We start from the raw sequence: 19,400 nt of genomic DNA, 5'->3' as shown, positions 1-19,400 counted from the left end.
GCCGGAGGCAAAAAACAGCCGCACTCTCAAGGTGCGGCGGCGGGCATTATGAAGCAGCTTACGGTGTACGCCGCAACTGCTTGCGGCTCTTGTAGTCACTCGGCGTCATCCCGGTATATTTCTTGAATACCTTGGAGAAATAGGCCCGGTCGGAATAGCCGAGCGCCATGGCCAGCGTTTCGAGGGTCTGCCCTGAGTTCTTGAGCATGTTGGCGGCGATTTTCATTTTGTATTGATGGACATAATCGGTGAAGCTGAGTCCGGTCAGCCGCTTGAAATAGCGGGAGAAATAGCTCGGATTCAAATACAGGAACTGTGCGATATCGATGGACGTAATGTTCTCGGCCAGATGCTGGTCGATAAACGCCTGGATCACCTGCAGCCGGGGCTCCCGGGCATGAGCGCCGTTTCCGGCCGCCGACTGCTGCTCCCGCAGCAGATGCTCCAGACGGGCAGCCGCCAGCTCCAGCGCATCCTCCATCGTCCGCGCTTCACCCATGTAGTAGTAAATGTCCTCTTCCGGCTTCCGCCGGGCGAACAGCATTTCTGCACTGCGCAGCAGCAGCACCAGTTCCTCAATGAACTCTCCGGGTTCAATCTTCCGGCTCCGCGCCTCGCTGCCGAATTGCTCCAGAACCTCGCGGAGAGTAGCCGCGTCCTTGTCCAGAATGTGCTGCTCCAGCCTGCTGCGGAACGATTCTCCGAAGCCCTGCGGCGCCGGGTAATAGACACGGTCCAGCAGCTGTCCCATGGCCGCGACCATCAGCGGACTGCCGCCGTAGAATTCAGGGCGGCCTTGCCGGACCTGCTGGTATACAGCCCCGATTGCCTGCAGCGCCAGCTTGTCCGCCACCGCTGCCGAGACCAGCGTCAGCTTCAGGAAGGCAGCGCATTGCCGCTGCAATTCTTCCAGATACGACTGGAGATATGCCGCGGCGTTGCCAGCCAGATTGTCCCGGTAGTTGTACAGCACGAAGAAATGCTCCTGTTCAATGAACGGAGTGATCCCTTCATAGCTCTCGGCAATTTCCAGGGCAATATTAAATACCGCATAGCGGATCAGCTGCAGATTGCTGCGGTTGTATAACGGCTCATAGGCGGAATAATGCAGATTAACAATGCCCAGCATGAACCAGGGATAGCTCCAGGCAATGCCGAGCTGAGCGGCATGGGCGCGGGTCTGCTCCGGGTGGGTTCCGTCCATAAGCATCTGCATCAGCGCCCGGCGCAGCAGTCCGGCATGGACGCCCGCTGCAGCTTCAATCCGGTTGCCGGCATCCCTGGCCTTGAGCCGGGCCACCGACTTGCGCAGGCTTTCTTCGAGCTGCTCCGCCGAGAGCCTGTCCTTCAGTAGATAATCGTCAGCATCCAGCTTGAGGGCCGACTGGGCATAGTGGAAATCCTCATGGCAGGTCAGAAAGATAATCCGCACCTCCGGCTTGATCGCCGTAAACTCGGCGGCCAGCTCCAGACCGGATTTCTTGGGCAGTCCGATGTCCGTAATAACAACATCGGGCAGCGTCTCCTTGAACATCAGCAGCGCCTTGGCGCTGGAATACGTGCTCCCGGCCACATGCAAATCCAGCCGCTCCCATTCCACCATCTGCTGCAATACCTTCAGCATCGGGATATCGTCGTCGATCAGCATGACTCTGTACATGCCTGCACCTCCTCTGTAAGTCTGTCCTGGCGTTCCGGCGCAGGAAACCGTAAGTGAACTATGGTGCCGGCGCCTTCACCCGGACGTAGCTCCAGGCTGGCTGCCGGGCCGAACGTCAGCCGCAGCCGCTGAATGACATTGCGCAGCCCGACCCGCGGATAAGCGGCATAATCCCCGGAATCCGGTTCGTTCAGCTGCCGGTTTAACCGTAAGCGCTGCTCCTCGCCGATACCGTCACCGTTGTCGGCGATATCAATCACAATCATCCCCTGCTCTCTTCGGGCATTAACTGTAATCCGGGGCTGCTCCTGATCCGCGAGTCCGTGCACAATGGCATTCTCCACCAGCGGCTGCAGCACCAGCTTCGGAACGATCAGCCGTGCAAGCTCCGGTTCAATGAAGAACTTCATATCCAGCAGCATCTCGCTGCGCACCTGCATAATATCGGCGTAGTAGCGCAGCAGCCGGCATTCTTCTTCCAGGGTGGCCGGCTCGTTGACCTTCAGGTAGGCGCGCAGCAGGCCCATCAGGGAGTCGATGACGCCGCTGTGCAGCTCATCGTTATTCAGAATCAGACTGCATTTAATGGAATTGAGCGTATTGATCAGGAAGTGCGGGCGGATCTGCATAAAGAGCGCTTCCAATTCCAGCACCCGCTTCTGCTCCTGTTCCTGCTCGATATTGGCGATCAGCACCTCGATTTCATCGAGCATCTGGTTGAAGGAGTGGCCGAGCTCGGCAATGTCATCCTTGCCGGTGACCTCCAGCCGCATATCGCGGTTGCCCATCGTGAACTGCCGGGCTACGCGCTGCAGCTTACGGATCGGGCTGTGCAGGCGCTGGGCGAACAGCAGTGAGATCACCGAGAAGATCAGCGTGAAGACAAGCACCAGCGCAATGCCGGTATAGAAGGCTCTGGACATTTGACCCGTCAGCGCTTCCTCGGAGGTCTCGTAGACGAGAGTCCAGTCCGTCTTCTCCAGCGCCACCTCGCTCCGGAGTACGGAGTCCGCGGCCCGCCCAGGATGGAGCAGAACCGCTTCGCCGCCGGCAATCCGCTGCCCAGTGCTGTCGAATAAAGCCGGCGTTCCGAACTCCACCCGGCTGAGCACCTGCTCGAAATAAGCCGTCCGGATACCGATCAGCAGCACCGAGGAGTACGGCCGGCCGCCGCCCCCGCCGATCACTCTGGCCATATAATAGGTCGCTTCCCCGCTCTTCCCGTCCTCCAGTACCCCCAGCCACTGCAGGACAGCGGGACTGGAGGGATCCACCCGCTCCAGCAGCGGGCCCATCTGTTCGTTGATAGCGCTCAGATTCTCGGAATCCGGCGAGATGATGAATCCGGCCCGGTTGACCAGATACATGCGGATGCTGTTGTTAAGCGGTTTCGAGGTAATCAGCGAGAAGCTGTCCTTGATCTGCATAAACCGGGTATAGTCAGGATAAGTGCTGATCCGGCCCGTATCGGCAAAATTGTCCAGCGAAGCCTTCAGGCCTGCGTCGTTGACCAAATAATGAGAGGCGAAGGTGACGTCGTCGATCGTCCGCTCCATTTCCCCGACAATTACATTCAGCATATTGCTGGTGCTGAGCCGGAATTTCTCGATCATGTTTTGCTTCAGCAGCGTGTATGAGAATATCGAAACCGCCAGGATCGGCAGGATGATGAACAGCAGAAAGGACAGCTGTATTCTCCGGTAGTACGTAAGTTTGAACATGGATGCACCGCGCCTTCCTGGATGGGGCTAAAGCAGCTTTTCTCCCATTGTAACAGGTGCCGCTGCAGGTTGGACATCCCTGCAGCGGCTAAATTTCAGCACATTAACTTTTTTATTTAATCACCTTAATCTTTGTCCCGCCCGGCCCCGGTTCAATGACCACAATCTCACCGAACACCTGATGGCCCGCGACGATATACGAGTCGGCATGCACCGCCGGAGGCCGGTGACTGATCAGCACGAGCCGCTCGGAGGCATCCGGCAGCATAATGCGGAAGGCTTCTGCCTGCGAAGCCTCTACCGGCTCACCGTTGTAACGGGACACCGGGACCCTTTGCAGCGAAGGAAGTTCCGTTTCTCCCACCGGCTGCGGATACAGCCACTGGGCAACCGAGACATGGATGCTGCCTTCCGCCTCATACACGGCGCAGCTGCACGGCTCCTCAAGATTATATTCGTAGGATATACAGCTCTCTTCCAGCGACAACTTCAGGCCGTGCTGCGGAGCAGGAACAATACACAGATTGGCGGCACCTTCCGACCGGCTGCGGACCATCCCGCTCTCCGGGGAAAGCTGGACCGCTCCGGGCGGGAAATGAAACCGCTGCTTGAGCCTGTGCTGCCCCCTTCCCTCCGCACTGTCCACCAGCAGCCAGCCGTATGGCTTGATGAACAGAATGCGCCTGCGCGGATAGACGGGATCTTCCAGACGGCGGTAGCCGTCATGTCCGGCTTCGGCATAATCATAATCCGGCAACGATACCCAGTGAATGCCAGACGGAGCAGCAACGGCTCCGTATTGCCAGGTGTCGATCACTTCCGTGAAATCCGTATCGTCCACCACAAACGTATTGTGGGCGGAAGGCCGTTTCAGGGCCTGGCGCAGCGGCTCGGCATCGCTGTAATTGTACCGGCCCAGATCGGTCAGCAGGCTGCGGCCATGGGCATGAATATCGATGTGCAGCGAATCGGCATGTCCGTGCCCGCCGCCAAGCGGCGCACAGCGCAGCAGCAGATATAAGGCTTGCCGGTCCCAGCCTGAGCGCATAATATAGTTGCCGGAATGCGGGTAAGCCCGGGACAATTCCTGCGGCGGCTTGGCAGGCATCTCCGCATATTGCCGCAGACCTGCCCCTCCGAACAGCCACGCATTGTCGTAATCCGGTTGCTCTCCGCCTCCGAACCGAAGGACAGGATCATTGAAGAGCAGCGCCGCCGCCGCCATAAGCGGCGCAATCGCCAGCCGGTCGCTGTCTCCGGTCATCGGCTGGCTGCCGTCCGGCTGTACGATGCCGAGCGAGGCATGCGCCGCCGCCTGAACCTTATCCATCACTGCCGGTTCCAGGCAGAGTCCTCCCGAACGGACCAGATGAATCATCTCCAGATAGCTGGACAGCACCTCATGGTGATAGGTCGGCGACTGCTCCCAGTGCAGACCGTCCGGCAATATTTGCAGTGAAGATGTTGTGCGCATCCGTTCCAGCGCCAGGGCGGTCCAGTGCTCCGAGAGGCGGAACTCCGGCAGAAAGCGCGCGATATGGAGCAAGCCGCAGCACTCCAGCACGCCCCAATTGCTGATGTTCTTCCAGCCGCTATAAGGGGCTGCCAAATGCTCCGCATGCACGTAAAGCGCATGCAGGCATTTTACCAGCAAGCCGGCGGTAAAGCTTGGGCTGTGCATTACATAGGACAGGGCCTTGGTCCAGTTGGTGCCGCGAAGCCCGGCTTCAATGCTGCGCCAGGTCAGCACCTCCCCCGGATCGGACGACAGCAGATTGCGGTCGATCCAATCCTCCATCTGGCCGCACAGACCCTCGGCATACCGCTCTTCGCCTGCCAGGACATACATTTGTCCCAGAGCGACCCAATAGCGGTGGCGGTTCAGCATATACGCCCACTCCACATCGCCAGCCGGCACGTAATTCCAGTCGATGGGTCCGGTGAAAGTCACCGGTATTTGCGTACGCTCCATATCCATCGGAAACCGGAAGCGAAAGGTCTGCTTCAGTACTTCATCGGCCGTAGTCCTGTTAAGCGCAAGCTCATCTGCACAATATGCACGGACATGCGCGGCTACCGCTTCCCAATCGCCTGAAATAGGATAACCAGCCGTCACCTTCCGGCCGGCAAAGTAGGCCATTAATTCGGCAGCGGCATGTTCGTGCTGATTCCGGTGCAGCGCTTCCTTCACCTTCTCCAGACCCGGATATTCCAGGTCCAGCAGCGGTACTAAAGCTTCGATTGCAGTAGGTGCAGTAGGTGCAGTAGTTGCAGTAGGTGCAGTAGTTGCAGTAGGTGCAGTAGTTGCAGTAGGTGCAGTAGTTGCAGTAGGTGCAGTAGTTGCAGTAGTTGCAGCGCTGCCCTCACTTCCTACGGCATTACCCGCATTTCCTGTAGCGCAGTCCTCACTTCCTCCGGCACTACCCTCATTCACTGCAGCACCACTATCCCTATTCCCGCTCATACCAGTAGCCTCCGATTCCGCGTTCCAGCCGCAGCAGCGCCTCCAGATAGAAATAATCGCCCCAGATCATATACTCATCGGGAGCCAGTCCGCCCCGCACATGATAGGAGCCGTGCCGCAGCAGCCCTTCGGCACTGTCATCGCCGGTCGTGGAATAATTACGCACAAGCGATTCCATGGATTGGTTCAGGCCTTCCTGAAGGTACGCGTACTCAGGATCTTCCTCCTTCAGATGGCCCAGCAATTCGGCCAGCCCCGCAGCGGCAATGGCCGACGCCGAGCTGTCACGGTAAGGCTGCTCCATTTCGGGCGGCAGGGCGAAGTCCCAGTAAGCGACATGGTCTGCAGGCAAGTGCTGCACAAAGTACAGGGCCATCCGTTTCGCCGTCTCCAGAAACGCCGGGTCTCCGGTGTACCGGAAGGAAAGAGCGAACCCGTAAATACCCCAGGCCTGCCCTCTCGCCCATGTTGAACCGTTCGTATATCCCTGGTGCGTCGCTCCGCCAATCGGCTCTCCTGTCTCCGGATTGAAGAAGAAGGTATGATAAGAGCTGTCATCGCCTCTGACCAAATATCTTCTGCTCTTATAGGCCTGCAGCTCCGCAGCTTTCCGGTAAGCCGGGTTGCCTGTCTGCTCCGACGCCCAGTAGAGCAGCGGCAGATTGAGCAGACAGTCGATTATAATGCGTCCGTTCTCCGCCGCATCGTCCTTCCGGCCCCAGGCCTGCAGGTATCCGCCCTGCTCCCGCCAGCGCTCCATCAGCTTGTCCGCAGCGCGCAGCGTTAACCGCCTTGCCTCTTCATCGCGCTCTATAATCCACTGTGCCTTCGCCGACAGCGAATACAGAAACCCGATATCATGATGATCCAGCACCGTGTCTTCTTCCATTCTGCGGCGGAAGCTCTCCACCGTATGGCGCGCAGCCTCCCGGAGCTGCGGATCGCCTGTGTATTCATAGGATAGCCAGAGCATCCCGCTCCAGAACCCGTTCGTCCAGTCGTCGTTGCCGATTAAGGCATATTTCTTTCCCTCGCCTACATGCGGATATCGTCCGTCAAACTGCGCAATATTGCGCTGCACCTTCTGAACCGCATCTTCAATGGCGGCCTTCCACATCTCTGATTCCCCCTTAACAATGCCTGCTGTTTGCCTAATCGTATAGGATGGAGACAGGCCGCATGGGGAGAACTTTTGCCGGGAGCGTGTATAATTTTGACCTTTTTTTCATGAGGAAGCCGGATTTTCCGGTAAATATGCTTGAGTAAAAAGAGAGGTGGTTATATGCCGGACAGCCAATCCTTTCCTCGTCATTCAGCACTCGGGCCCCATTTGAAGGTTGCGGCCGAACGGGAAGGGAGCGTGAATGTAAACCTGCGCTCTCCCCACTGCACCTTGAAGGTCCGGTTCTCGCTCATGGAATTGAACGCAATCAGGACAATCGAGCCATCCGGATTGCGGAAGGCGACGTTCTCAATCCCGTCACCCTGCGACGATTCGATGCGGACCGCTCCGGGATCGACGAAGCGGCTGGCATGCCCCAAGGCGTAATACTCCACATTCCGGGAGTACCCTTCCTCTTCTTGGCCGTCTACCGTCACAACCCCTCGGCAATCAGCACATCCGCCGTTAGCCGGCCCGCCTTCCGGATCGAGGGCCAGGTTCCACATCAGCACGGTCTTCGCCCAGTTGCGAGGACTGCCGATGATAAGCTTGGTCATCAGCCAGCCCAGGTTGTCGCTGAAATCCTCGCTCCATGCCCCTCCGCTGCACTCGGTTACATATATATCTTTGTCCGGATAAGCATCATGCACCCCGCTCATCGCTTCCGGAGAGCCGGCATAGCAATGATAAGCCGTGCCGCTGGTGTACGCATTCGCTTGTGCATCGGCCAGCACACTGTCCGTATAGCTCTTAGCGATGTCCCAATTATGGTCGAACGCCACAATTCGGGACGTGATCCCGTTCTCGCGGAACTCTGGCCCCAGGTATTCTCCGATGAACCGGGCCTGCTCCGCCGCCCCCATGCTCATGCTGGGATAATCCGGCGTCGTGAATTCCGGCTCGTTCTGCACGGTTATCGCATAGACGGGAATCCCCAATGCCTCATATGCCTGAATGTAGCGCGTTAAATACTGCGCATAAGCGGTATATACGCGCGGCTCGGTATAGTTGAGATACCATCCGTTATAAATTTGCTCGCCGTATTTCATCCAGCGCGGGGCGGTCCAGGGGGTCCCCATCACCTTAACCGATTCATTCACGCCGATAATATGCTGCAGCAGCTTCGTCACATCCTCATCTCGGGCTACCGAGAACTGCTCCAGCCCGTAATCTTCTCCAGATTCAGAATCATCATAGGTATAGCTTGCCGGATGCCCCTCTGCATCGACCGAGAAGTCGGAAGCGCCAATAGAGTGGCGGACAAAGGTCAGGCGGATGCCCTCCGGCGTGAACAGATCCTTTACCAGGGCATCGCGCTGCTCGCCGGACAACCGCTTGTTGATCAGAAAGGCGGAAGACCCGGTAACGGATGCGCCAAAACCGTCCATCGTCTGGTACTCCCGGCCGGGATTTACCATAATAACGGAAAGATCTGATGAAGACGGTGCCGGTTCGCCGCCTGTGTCCCCTGAATCGCCGTCCTTCAGAGGTAAATCACCGAAAAAGAACGGGTCCTGAGGCGCAAGCAGACTGGATTGATCCGCCGTGGTTACCCAGGCATTCACTTGCAGCGGCGGCAGCTTTGTCACTTCCGTCTTTCCCGGATCACGGGTGAAGCCGTTGAACTCGGCCGCGGCCCAGGCCGCCAGCACAGCCGCTACAGCTGCGATCGGCAGCAGCAGGTTACGTTTGCGCATGTCTTGATACCTCCTTAGTGTTATTAAAAAGAAGCCGGGGGCTATACCCCCGGCTCCGCGAATCTACGTCAATAATATCTTCTCTATTTAATCGTCAGGCTGGTCTTCAGGCGGATATCCTCCGAGGAGCTGCCGACATAGATCGGCACATTGCCGGAAGGCATTACCCACTTGCCGGCTTTCTCATCCCAGTAGGACAGCGCTGTGGCATCCAGCTCGATCTGAACGCGCTGCTGCTTGCCGGGCTTCAGCTCTACCTTGGCCCATCCGGCCAGCTGTTTCGGTGCAGTCGCAACCTGGGTCGGCAGCTGACCGACATACACCTGAACCACTTCTGCACCGGTAACCTTACCAGTGTTGCGCAGATTCAGGGATACTGTCATCTTGCGGCCCGTGCCCTTGCCGCTTACGTTCGCATGAACGTTGCGGTAGTCAAAGGTTGTGTAGGACAAGCCGTGTCCGAAAGCGAACGCCGGTTCGATTCCGGAATTCTCGTAACCACGGTAGCCAACCATAACGCCTTCGCTGTACTCGGCCTTGCCGTTCACTCCAGGGAATTGCTCAGCAGACGATACAGGCGTGCTGTCCTCGTTGACCGGGAACGTGACCGGCAGCTTGCCGGACGGGTTCACATCCCCGAACAGCACCCGCGCAATCGCGTTGCCCTGCTCTTGTCCGGTGTACCAAGCCTGGACGATCGACTTGACCTTGTTCTGCCATCCGTCCATCTCAACCGCTCTTCCGCTCATGGACACCACGACCGTATTCGGGTTGGCAGCGGCCACCTCGGAGATCAGGCGGTCCTGATTATTGGGCAGATCGAGGTCCGAACGGTCGAAGTAGCCTTCACTTTCATAAGTGCGGACAACAACTATAGCGACATCGGATTTCTTCGCCAGATTAACAGCTTGCTGCATCTTGGTATCAACGGCACCTGACGGCGGCTCCCAGCCGAGCCGGACCGTACCGCCGAAGTCCGTAGATGCACCTTCCTTGTAGTACGTCTTGTATTCGATTTTGACCTCATGACGTTCGCCCTTGGTCAGGGTTACAGCGGCCTTCTCCGTCTTCAGCGTCGTTCCGTCGCTGTCGATCAGCAGCTTGCCGTCCAGATACAGCTTGCCGTTGCCGACACTGGTCAGGCTAAGCTTGTATTCGCCTGTCTTAGGAGCGGTCAAGTAACCGTTCCAGCGGGCAGACATCATGCTGTTCAGATTGCCCGGCGTCTGCGGCAGCTTGGAGGACTGTCCATTCAGTCCGTCAAAGTTATAAAAGCCGAGATTCACATTGACCTGGCCATCTGTACGGGTGAGCGTAGGTTCGCCCTCCATTTTGTTGTTAGGCCAGTATTCCCCGGTAAGACCGGTGCCTTGTCCGTCTCCTGCAGGAGTCAGAACCGAGGATGGGATCGCGGAAGGACCGTTAACAATATCGCCGGTCGATACCGGATCCGTGCCGGGTGCATAGCTGACTTTAACGCCGCTGCCGGCGCGGTCACGGATAGCATCCAGCGGGGTGACCGTGTACGTCGGAGTCACCAGGGAGCTTCCCCCGACCGTAGCGTAGTTGTCGGCATCGGGACCGATGACGGCAATCGACTTCAGCTTGTCCTCATTCAGCGGCAGCGCCTTGTCCTTATTCTGGAGCAGCACCAGACTGTCCTCGGCAATGTCAAGCGCCGCCTTGCCATGCTCCTCCGCCAGAATCTGGACATTGACCGGCTTGCTGTCGAACAGGCCTTTGTCGAACATCTGCGTCAACGTTCTTCCAGCCATAAGGTCAAGCTGCCCTTCACTGACCTCTCCGCTCTGCACAGCGTTCAGCAGCTGATCTCCCCACTTGCCGTACGGCTCGCCCGGCGTTTCAAGATCAAGCCCGGCCAGCGCCGATTTGGCTGTACTGAGATTGGCGCCGTAATCGCTCATCACAAAGCCCTTAAAGTTCAGTTTGTCTCTCAGCACATCAGTCAAAGCAAACTCGCTCTCGCAGGCGGGAGTACCATTAATTTGGTTGAATGAGCACATGACGGATGCGAGGTCCGCATCCTTGACCGCCGCTGCGAAAGGTCGGGAGTAGATCTCCATAATCGCCCGTTCACTGGCTTCGGAATCAACCGTGAAGCGTTCTGTCTCCTGGTTATTAAGCAGGTAGTGCTTGGCTGTCGCCATGACCGGATGGCTCTGTACAGCATTGATATAGGCCACGCCCATCTTGGACTGCAGCAGCGGATCCTCTCCGAGAGACTCGAAGTTGCGTGAGCCCCATGGCAGGCGGGCAATGTCGAGACCCGGTCCCAGAAGCACATTATGAGTTGTATTGAACGCTTCTTCTCCGATCAGATCACCGTAAAGAGCTGCGGCCTTGGTATCCCAGGTTGCAGCCAGCGCGATCGGCGTCGGGAAAGCGGTAGATTTCTTATTCTGAATATCCGGATTGGCAATACGCACGCCTGTCGGCCCGTCGGCCATCGTCAATGCTGGAATCCCCAGCCGTTCCAGCGATGCATTATAAAAGCCATAGTAATTATTTACGTTGCCTGTGACGAAATCTACCTTTTCCTCCGTCGTCATTTGCTGCAGCAGCAGCTTCGTCCGCTGTTCCGGGGAACGCGATGAGTCCAGCCATGGGCTGGCACTATACGCTCCGGCCGTCTGCAGCGGAGCCAGTATGGATAGGCCTAGCGCCGCAGTGGCGATCACCGCGTTAATTCTTAACGAAATTGTCATAAGTTCTGATATCCCTCCTGATGTCTCTCTCTGATTGCCCGTCCTCACATTCCAGTCTCTCCAGCTGCTTGGCAGTCATCTTCGAGCGGCAATTCGCGGTGTGCGATTCCCCCTTCCATCTCTCATTACTGGAATATGTATAGGCAGGCTTCACCTCTGGATGCGCCGGCTGCTAAGCTCGGCACAGGCAGCTTGTGAATTGCCGGGTATAACCGTAGCGCAGTTTTCCGCTCTTTGCATCCGTTATTTTCTGGTAACGGGAATAAGCCCATATCCTGTTTAACTGAATTTTTCCTGAAAATTTCCTGAAAGTTAGCTGAAAGAACATGAAAAACAGGTCTTTATTCCCTTGCATTACCGTAACCCAAATGTAACCTTTTTGTAACTTTTAAGACAGAAGTATCAGAAAAATGAGTCCCTCATAAATATCAATAAGAGATTAAATGTGGATCATTTGTAAAAATAAACTAAAATTTTTTCCCTATATTAACACACTGAATATGCTGTTTTTCCACTCCGCCAACCGGCAAAGACCGGTTTCAGCAGCTTGATTCCAGCCAAATCTGTTAGTTTATTAATTATTTTTTGCAAAAAAAAACCGCGCAGCGCGCGGAAACCAAATGATTCCTTGTTCAGTCGTCGTTCAATGCCCGGTACAGCACCATTGCGCTGATGAGCGACAGAAGCAAGGAGATCGGGCCAAGTGCGTTATGTCCGCTCAGCCAGAAGATGACGCTAAATACCGGCCAGCCCATCAGCGCAGTCAACAGCATTAACATGCTGAACGCTTCCCGCAGCTCTTTCCAGCCTTGCACGTAACGTCTTCTTATGTATACCGTCCGTCTTCTCCCCCGTTTACTACTCCGCCAGTAACGCATCTTCCTCACATCCTATGTCCAATCCCATCTCTGTTTACTAACTATACGATCATATCGCAATTCATGTCAGCTTACAATGCAAAACTCTGCATTCCCCCACCCGTTAACTTCTCCGCTGCGGCAGGTCAATTCTTACTTTCCGCTCGCTGCGCTTAAATTGCGTGGGCGATTCGCCCATTGTCTTCGTGAACAGGATGGAGAAGTAGTTGGCGTTCTCATAGCCGAGAAAATCAGCAATCTCCCGGATCTTCATATCGGTGTTGACCAGCAGGCGTTTGGCCTCCCCCATTCTGCGGCGCAGCATGTAGTTGATGGGGGAATCATTGTATTTTTTCTTAAAGACATGCGCAAGATAGTAGGCGTTCATATGGAAAAATGCAGCGATATCGTTCAGGCTGAGATGACATAAATAATGCTCATCCAGATACTCCTTAAGGGAAACGGCAAGCGCGTCGGGGTCCTTCTTGCATGGTTTAGCCTGAGATTCCGCCATCCTGCGGATCAAGCCAATCAGCGCGGCAAGAAGACTGGAACAGACTGCCTCATATCCTTCCGCCTGTTCCCCGGATTCGGCATACAGCATATCGAACAAAAACCGGATATGTTCAGCCTTCTCACGTGTACGGATATAAGGGCTGGCATCTGCGGGAATCAGCAGCTCCGGCCCGCTTCCTGTATTCCCCGCGTGGACCAGCCCGCAATAGTACATATCCAGCGGACAAATCGGCGAGGAGCACTCCTCGTGAATGATGCCCTGATTATAGATCAGCATATCGCCCGCTTGCACGGCGAACGGCTGGCCGTTAATCTTGATGACCCCTTCCCCATGGGAGACAAACACAATTTCGCTGACATCCTCATGCTGATGCGCAGGGAATTTCCAGTCGGGCTTGCCGCCCGCTCTTCCGATGTAGGCCAGTACGGGACCCGCATCCGGCAAGGTCTTTTCTATGGTCGACAAGGCTTCACCCTCTTATTCTGAATCAGATTTCTATTTACCGCTACTATAGAGCCTCCCCGGCCCAAAAAGCAAGATCTATAACATTAGAGCTGCAACAAACCAAGATATTGGATTGTGTAAGCCCGTAATACCTTTTATTATTAACTTACGATTTACCAACAACTATTTAACGACAAGGAGATAGCGATTATGGCTTATTTAGATACTCCAGTGACCCTCAGCGGGCTGCAGCTGAAGAATAAAATTGTGATGCCCCCCATGTGCCAATACTCGGTGGATGCGGAGGACGGTATTCCGAACGAATGGCATTATGTGCATTACGTCTCCCGCGCGGTAGGCGGAGCCGGTCTGATCATTATGGAGATGACCGATGTGGAGCCGGACGGCCGGATCACGAACCGCGACCTTGGCCTGTGGTCGGATGAGCAGGTTCCGGCGTTTGCGCGGATTATCTCGGAAGTACACAAATACGGCTCCAAAATCGGCATTCAAATCGCCCACGCCGGGCGGAAAGCGGAGGATGCCGCGCACCCTGTAGGCGCATCGGATTTCACAGCGTCCGCAGACGAAGGCCTCCACCCGCCGAGAGCGCTGACCACGCAGGAAACAAAAGACATGGTGGTGAAATTCAGAGAAGCTGTGCGCCGGGCCGTAGCCGCAGGCGTCGATGTCATTGAGCTGCACGGCGCCCACGGCTATCTGATCCACCAGTTTCACTCGCCGGCCATCAATAACCGGACGGATGAATACGGGCAGGACCTCTCCCGCTTTGGCGTCGAGGTGATCCGGGCGGCCCGCTCCGTCATGCCGGAAGGCATGCCGCTGATCATGCGCATCTCGGCTGTCGAATATATGGACGGCGGCTACGGACTGGAGCATTCGCTGGAGATTGCCAAGGCTTATAAAGAAGCCGGTGTCGATATCTTCCATGTCTCCAGCGGCGGCGAGGCGCCTCCGGGAGCGGTGAAGCCCGGCAACCACCCCGCTTACCAGGTGCCGTTCGCGCGCGCGTACCGCGAAGCGCTGAACGTGCCTGTCATTGCCGTCGGCAAGCTTGACGATGCCCATGTGGCTGAGGCGGTGCTGGCCAACGGCGACGCCGACCTGGTGGCGGTGGGCCGTGCCATGCTCGATGACCCGTACTGGGCCCTGCATGCGGCCAAGACCATTGCCCGCAAGGTTGAGCCGCCTGTACAATATGCCCGTGGCATATACGTGCGCTAAACCTTGCAGCAAAGGGGATGTCTCCTGCGCCTTTAACCGGCGCAAGAAACATCCCCTTTTTTTAACTGCAGGCCCCTATAAATCGAATCTGTTCTTAATGAGCTCCGCCACTTCACTAGCGCTCAAATCCGTATTGTTGATCTGGAGGTAGTTCGCTCTTTGGATCTCCCCTTCAAGCGAGTTTAGCCGGTATTTCTCCATCGTCTGCTTCAGGTCCTCCTCGGATCTGGCAATATCCCGCTTGGTCGGCTTGTGTTCAAGCCGGTGCGGGGTACGGTTCCGCTCAATTCTCTCCCCGAGCTCCGCTTCCAGCTCGACAAAATACACTTCACCATGGTTGTCCTCAATGATCTTACAGACCTGTTCGACATAATCCCAATCGCTCTGCAGATCGAATGCCCACACATATGTAAAGATCATTCCGTACATCCCGCTTGCGGCGGCGGTTTCAAAAATATCCTGGCGGAATTTGTTCACCAGCCTCCACATCTCCGGATTGAAGCCGAACAGCGGAGCCAGCAATTCAATCGTCATATGGTTGTGAAACAGCTTGAGCCCGGTGAGCTTCTCCAGTTCATGCCCTACCGTCATCTTTCCGACAGCCTGCGGACCGAATATCATTACAAATTTCATTGGCTTCATCTCCCAGCAGATATTCCCATCATTCTAACACGGCCAGGAGCAGGGCAGCCAGAACTTCTTTGCCCCGTCTTCCCATCCAATTGCCGCACAAAAAAAGGAAGTTACGGTTTGAAGGTTTATAGTAAAATGTAAATATTAACAATATATAAAAAGCCACTGGGGGAGCTTTATGGAGCCATTCAAAGAGCGTCTAAGGTCGATCAAGAATCAGCAGAACGACCTACTGGCCGAAGTCCAGGAGCTGGTCAAAGCCTATGAAGACAGCGATTTGGTACACGAAAATGAAACGCTCAAGAAGCGTGCGGAGGAGGATAAACAGGCTCTGGCCGAGACGCAGGCGCAGCGGGACAGGCTGAGACGGGAGAACGCCGATCTGCGGGCTGCGCTTACCGAGCAGATTCTGGATGAGAAGCTGAACATTCTGAAGCTTTCCCGCAAGAAGCTGCATACGTATTTCGCCTCGCAGAGCGCCGCCTACCACGACCGGCTCACGGCTTTTGAGCTGCGGACGAGGCAGCGTATCGCCGAGCTGTACCGCAATGCCGACCGTCTGCTTGCAGAAGACGGTACGCAGATCCGCGCGATACTGGAGGAGCTGTCGGGCCGGTTGAACGAGACGGTACTCCTGCGCAGGGAGGCACTGCGGGCAGCGGAGCAGCCCCTTGCCGCAGAGCTGGACCACCGGCTGGACGAGCTGGCCGCCGAAGGGGTCAGCGAAGAGACGATCCGGCGGCGGCGCAGACAGAACCTCATCGAGATGAAGATCGGACTGAACTGGGTTAACCGGCTGGGCATTCTGCTGCTGATCCTGGCCGTCGGTGCGGGCTTCAAATACAGTTACTCCAACTGGTTTACCGGTTACATGAAGGGCAGCGCGTTTTTTCTGCTTGGCGCACTGATGCTGGGCGCCGGGGAATGGCTGTTCCGCAGAGGAAGAGGCACCTTTGCGCTGGGTCTGCTCGGAGGCGGGATTTCCGTACTGTACGGCTCTATCTTTTACAGCTATTTTCTGCTCGAGATTATCGGAATCTATACCGGCCTGGCTCTTTCGGTACTTGTTACCTTAACGGCCGTGCTGCTGTCGCTCAGGTATGAGTCGCGGACGATCTGCTCGCTGGGGCTTGTCGGAGGTTATCTCCCTCTGTATTCTTACCTCGGCGCTTTCGGACTGGAAGGGGGTGCCGTCTATGCCGCGATGGGTTACCTGTTCCTGCTGAATCTGCTCATTCTGCTGATCTCGCTGCGCAAACGGTGGGTGGTCGTCAATTACATCAGCTTTCTGTTCAACATGCCTTCGATGCTGCTGCTTATCGAGCTGTCGGACAGCAACGGCATCAGCATGTTCTATTCGGTGCTGACGTTTGCCATGTACCTGGGGATTACTTTGTGGTATCCGTTCCGCTTCCGCACCAAGCTGTCCTGGTGGGATTTCGCCCTGCTGGCCTGCAATACCGTGACCGGCTGTTTTATCCTGTACGTGCTGCTTCTGGATGCGGGACTTGAAGCCTATCGCGGGGCGCTGGCCCTTCTCTTCTGTCTGGTGTATCTGGGACTCGGCCGGCTGCTGGAGAAGCGGATGCCCTCGGAGAAAGAGAGCATGCTGCTCTTCTATGCCACGTCGCTGACCTTCGCGGTGCTGATGGTGCCGTTCCAGCTCGGAACAGTCTGGTGGTCGATCGGCTGGCTGACGGAAGCTGTGGTGCTGACGGTGTACGGACACCTGCAGCGCTCCAAGGTCATCGAGCGCATCGGATGGGGGATTCTGCTGCTGTCTTTGGGAATATTCTTCCTCGGCGATGTGCTTGTCCAGTCCTCCTCGGTGAGTCCTTTGCTGATCTATGACAATGCGTATTTCGCTTTAAAATATACCTTCATCACGGCCGGGATGCTCCTGGTGGCCCTGTTCTATGCCATCCGCCATTCCAGAAGGGAAATTGTGCTGGACAGTTCTCCGGTTGAGGTGCAGGCTGCGATCCAGTTTAAATATGCGGCGCTGGTGAATACCTATATTTATATCCTCTATGAGGCGCTTCATCTGTACAATATGTATGTGCCTGACGGCTTCCACCGATCCGACTTCTTCAAGCTGCTGATGGCGGCTGTGCTGACGCTGGGAGTGGCTTATGCCTTGCCGAGAATCAAGGTGCTGTTCGACCCCATTGTTATGCATATGGTTCATTCGCTGCATGCCATCAGCTATATCATCTGCATCGGGCTGACGGTTTCGCAGCCCAGCCTGCAGGCCGAATTCTCCGCCAATTCGGCTGCGGATTACGCCGCCTTTGCGCTGCTGCTCCTGTTCAATCTGTTCGTCTGGTACAGCGGCGGGCGCCTGGTGAAGGAGCTGATCCGGCGCGGGAACAACAATGCTGAGCTGTACCCGGTCATCATGGGAGCGTATCTGCTCGTTATCGTTACAGCATTCCTTGGAGTGCAGCTGCGGCAGAGTGACGGCGGGGTGCTGTTCAGTCTTGTTTACCTGCTGCTGGCGGTACTGTTTATCGCGTACGGCTTCCGGCGGAGGTATGTATACATCCGGCGGTTCGGTCTGGGGCTGTCGCTTCTCGCCACTGGCAAGCTGCTGCTCTATGATCTGACACTGATGAATACCGGCAGCAAAATCATCGCGTATTTCAGCTTCGGCCTCTGCCTGCTGGGCATTTCCTATCTGTATCAGCGGGTGTCGGCCAGAATGGAGGAGATTCATGCCGAGACCGGACAGGATGACGGCCAGGATTAGTGCCTTAACTCTGCTGCTCGCCATGCTCTGTATGCTCTCTCCCGCCCGGATCATATCTGCCGCGCCTCCGGTTGCGGACGGCTCAGCAGCAGCGGAATGGAGCTACACCAAGCCGGTTGAATCTACGGACGGAGCCGCCTATGCCGAATTCTATCTGGATGAACAGGTCTACGCCGCGGCTGCCGCTGACTTGCGCGATTTGCGGATCGCCGATAGCTCCGGCAAGTTCATCCCCTTCTATATAGAGAGCCTTGTGGAGACCTCGGAAGAACAGACAACAACCTATTCTTCCACACTGATCCACCAGGCACAGAAGAACGGGGATACCACTTTCGATTACGAAGTTACTCCGCTGGCGGAGCATGTCGATATCCAGGGCAACCGGGTGGAGTTCGAGCTTCCGGGCGAGGATTTCCTGCTGCATGTGCAGCTGTTTGGCAGCTATGACGGCTTGGCCTGGGAGCCTGTCACAAACGGGGATTTATACCGTGCGGGCGGCCGTGAGCAGAACAGTCTGGAGCTCGGCGGCAGCTATAAATTCGCTTACTACCGGCTGGTAGCGGAGAAGAATGCGGCGTCATTACCGTTTCCGGTAATGACGCTGCTGCAGAGCAGCCGGTTGAGCGGTGCCGAGTATTTCCGGCGGCGCCAGGAAGCGCAGTTTGAGATTGAGGAGGCGGAGCGACAGACGGTAATTACCGTGCATAATCCGGACCGGCTGAGAATCTCCGCGCTGCTGCTGGAGAGCGGCGGCAGCTTCGCCCGCCGGTTCGAGCTCTACGACGGCGCAGGCGGACGGATTCCGGTAACGGGCAGCGGCGAACTGTACCGGCTGGATTTCAAGGATACGGAGATCGTCTCCACCACCATCCTCCCCGCTGAAGCCGCGTCTGCATCTACGCTGCGGGTTGTCATCCATAATCAGGATGACGCCCCGATTCCGCTGACGGGAATCAGGCTGGAATACCTGGTGGACAGAATTGTCTTTGCTGCCGGAGAGTCTGGCCCTTACCGGCTGCTCTACGGAAATCCGGAAGCGGCGGCACCGCAGTACGATATCGTCCAATTCAAGGCCTATATTGCGGCAGAAGCGAAGACCCCCGCCCGGCTTGGAGCGGCGGCATCCCTGCAGGCGCCGGAGCCCGGCGCCGCACCGGACCCTCCCGCCCGGGGCAGAACGGGCTTCAATATGGTCATGATTGCCGTATCCCTGCTGCTAATCCTCCTTCTGGCCCGTAAGCTGGGCCGGAAATAGGCGGGGCCGCCGGGGCTGGCTTGATAGCGTCGGTCAGGAAGATGCTGGCTTTCGTTTCATCCGCCGGCTTACGGAGTCCCTCCGTCCTCAAAAAAGGAGCCATCCCGATAAACGTTACTATCGGGATGGCTCCTTTGTGTTGCGTAGCAACTACTTTTGCAAATCTATTGTATTTCATACCGTAGATGAACAGCAAACAGGCTGTAAATTGCGTTCTGATGTATTTCGTGCAAGCGCTCTTGCACATGCTTGGCTATTGATACAACCGGC

General features: G+C 56.4%; 12 protein-coding genes. 3 read left to right on the top strand and 9 right to left on the bottom strand.

The features are described 5' to 3' along the window. Window positions 1-58: 58 nt before the first annotated feature. The 8 genes from F1381_RS06930 to F1381_RS06895 form a co-directional block, all read right to left on the bottom strand. Window positions 59-1,660 (bottom strand): response regulator transcription factor, encoded by a 1,602-nt coding sequence (locus F1381_RS06930; RefSeq protein ID WP_151734091.1) that lies wholly within the window; start codon window positions 1,658-1,660, stop codon window positions 59-61. Next, window positions 1,642-3,381, bottom strand: a complete 1,740-nt coding sequence (locus F1381_RS06925; protein ID WP_151734090.1) for a sensor histidine kinase — start codon at window positions 3,379-3,381, stop codon at window positions 1,642-1,644. Before F1381_RS06925 ends, F1381_RS06930 begins: the two co-directional genes overlap by 19 nt. A 112-nt stretch (window positions 3,382-3,493) precedes the next feature. After that, window positions 3,494-5,845: an alginate lyase family protein gene (locus F1381_RS06920; RefSeq protein ID WP_151734089.1), complete on the bottom strand. Its 2,352-nt coding sequence runs from the start codon at window positions 5,843-5,845 to the stop codon at window positions 3,494-3,496. Then, the gene (locus tag F1381_RS06915) at window positions 5,832-6,962 is read right to left on the bottom strand and encodes a glycoside hydrolase family 88 protein (protein ID WP_151734088.1); all 1,131 of its coding nucleotides are present in this window, start codon (window positions 6,960-6,962) and stop codon (window positions 5,832-5,834) included. Before F1381_RS06915 ends, F1381_RS06920 begins: the two co-directional genes overlap by 14 nt. A gap of 191 nt (window positions 6,963-7,153) precedes the next feature. Beyond that, on the bottom strand, window positions 7,154-8,704 hold the full coding sequence (locus tag F1381_RS06910) for a glycoside hydrolase family 30 protein (protein WP_151734087.1): 1,551 nt from the start codon (window positions 8,702-8,704) through the stop codon (window positions 7,154-7,156). Between the two features lie 83 nt (window positions 8,705-8,787). Further along, a complete protein-coding gene (locus tag F1381_RS06905; protein ID WP_151734086.1) occupies window positions 8,788-11,430 on the bottom strand; it encodes a beta-glucosidase in 2,643 nt (880 codons plus the stop codon). Window positions 11,431-12,062: 632 nt separating this feature from the next. Next, the gene (locus F1381_RS06900) at window positions 12,063-12,245 is read right to left on the bottom strand and encodes a hypothetical protein (protein ID WP_151734085.1); all 183 of its coding nucleotides are present in this window, start codon (window positions 12,243-12,245) and stop codon (window positions 12,063-12,065) included. A 166-nt stretch (window positions 12,246-12,411) separates the two neighbouring features. Continuing rightward, complete coding sequence (locus F1381_RS06895; protein ID WP_151734084.1) at window positions 12,412-13,269, bottom strand: helix-turn-helix domain-containing protein; 858 nt, start codon at window positions 13,267-13,269, stop codon at window positions 12,412-12,414. A 189-nt stretch (window positions 13,270-13,458) separates the two neighbouring features. Here F1381_RS06895 and F1381_RS06890 point away from each other — a divergent pair, with 189 nt between their 5' ends. Next, entirely contained in the window at window positions 13,459-14,493 is a 1,035-nt protein-coding gene (locus tag F1381_RS06890; protein ID WP_151734083.1) for an NADH:flavin oxidoreductase/NADH oxidase, read from the top strand. 75 nt (window positions 14,494-14,568) lie between these two features. Here F1381_RS06890 and F1381_RS06885 read toward each other — a convergent pair whose 3' ends face one another. Next, window positions 14,569-15,126: a DEAD/DEAH box helicase family protein gene (locus F1381_RS06885; protein WP_151734082.1), complete on the bottom strand. Its 558-nt coding sequence runs from the start codon at window positions 15,124-15,126 to the stop codon at window positions 14,569-14,571. Window positions 15,127-15,304: 178 nt separating this feature from the next. Between F1381_RS06885 and F1381_RS06880 the strand changes: the two genes are divergently transcribed. Together F1381_RS06880 and F1381_RS06875 are read left to right on the top strand one after the other, a co-directional pair. Next, window positions 15,305-17,875: a DUF2339 domain-containing protein gene (locus F1381_RS06880; RefSeq protein WP_151734081.1), complete on the top strand. Its 2,571-nt coding sequence runs from the start codon at window positions 15,305-15,307 to the stop codon at window positions 17,873-17,875. After that, window positions 17,841-19,130 carry a hypothetical protein gene (locus F1381_RS06875; RefSeq protein ID WP_151734080.1) on the top strand — a complete coding sequence of 430 codons (1,290 nt, stop codon included), beginning with the start codon at window positions 17,841-17,843 and terminating at the stop codon, window positions 19,128-19,130. Before F1381_RS06880 ends, F1381_RS06875 begins: the two co-directional genes overlap by 35 nt. The last annotated feature ends 270 nt before the right edge of the window (window positions 19,131-19,400 follow it).

The sequence above is a fragment of the Paenibacillus tengchongensis genome (assembly GCF_008973665.1).
GTDB lineage: Bacteria > Bacillota > Bacilli > Paenibacillales > Paenibacillaceae > Paenibacillus_AQ > Paenibacillus_AQ tengchongensis.
This window is presented reverse-complemented; position numbering and strand designations above follow the sequence as displayed.

Bases quoted from the DNA above. Each gene is read 5' to 3' on its own strand.
- F1381_RS06885 (WP_151734082.1), bottom strand. From the start codon at position 15,126: ATGAAATTTGTAATGATATTCGGTCCGCAGGCTGTCGGAAAGATGACG.
- F1381_RS06925 (WP_151734090.1), bottom strand. From the start codon at position 3,381: ATGTTCAAACTTACGTACTACCGGAGAATACAGCTGTCCTTTCTGCTG.
- F1381_RS06880 (WP_151734081.1), top strand. From the start codon at position 15,305: ATGGAGCCATTCAAAGAGCGTCTAAGGTCGATCAAGAATCAGCAGAAC.
- F1381_RS06920 (WP_151734089.1), bottom strand. From the start codon at position 5,845: ATGAGCGGGAATAGGGATAGTGGTGCTGCAGTGAATGAGGGTAGTGCC.
- F1381_RS06915 (WP_151734088.1), bottom strand. From the start codon at position 6,962: ATGTGGAAGGCCGCCATTGAAGATGCGGTTCAGAAGGTGCAGCGCAAT.
- F1381_RS06875 (WP_151734080.1), top strand. From the start codon at position 17,841: ATGCCGAGACCGGACAGGATGACGGCCAGGATTAGTGCCTTAACTCTG.
- F1381_RS06910 (WP_151734087.1), bottom strand. From the start codon at position 8,704: ATGCGCAAACGTAACCTGCTGCTGCCGATCGCAGCTGTAGCGGCTGTG.
- F1381_RS06905 (WP_151734086.1), bottom strand. From the start codon at position 11,430: ATGACAATTTCGTTAAGAATTAACGCGGTGATCGCCACTGCGGCGCTA.
- F1381_RS06930 (WP_151734091.1), bottom strand. From the start codon at position 1,660: ATGTACAGAGTCATGCTGATCGACGACGATATCCCGATGCTGAAGGTA.
- F1381_RS06890 (WP_151734083.1), top strand. From the start codon at position 13,459: ATGGCTTATTTAGATACTCCAGTGACCCTCAGCGGGCTGCAGCTGAAG.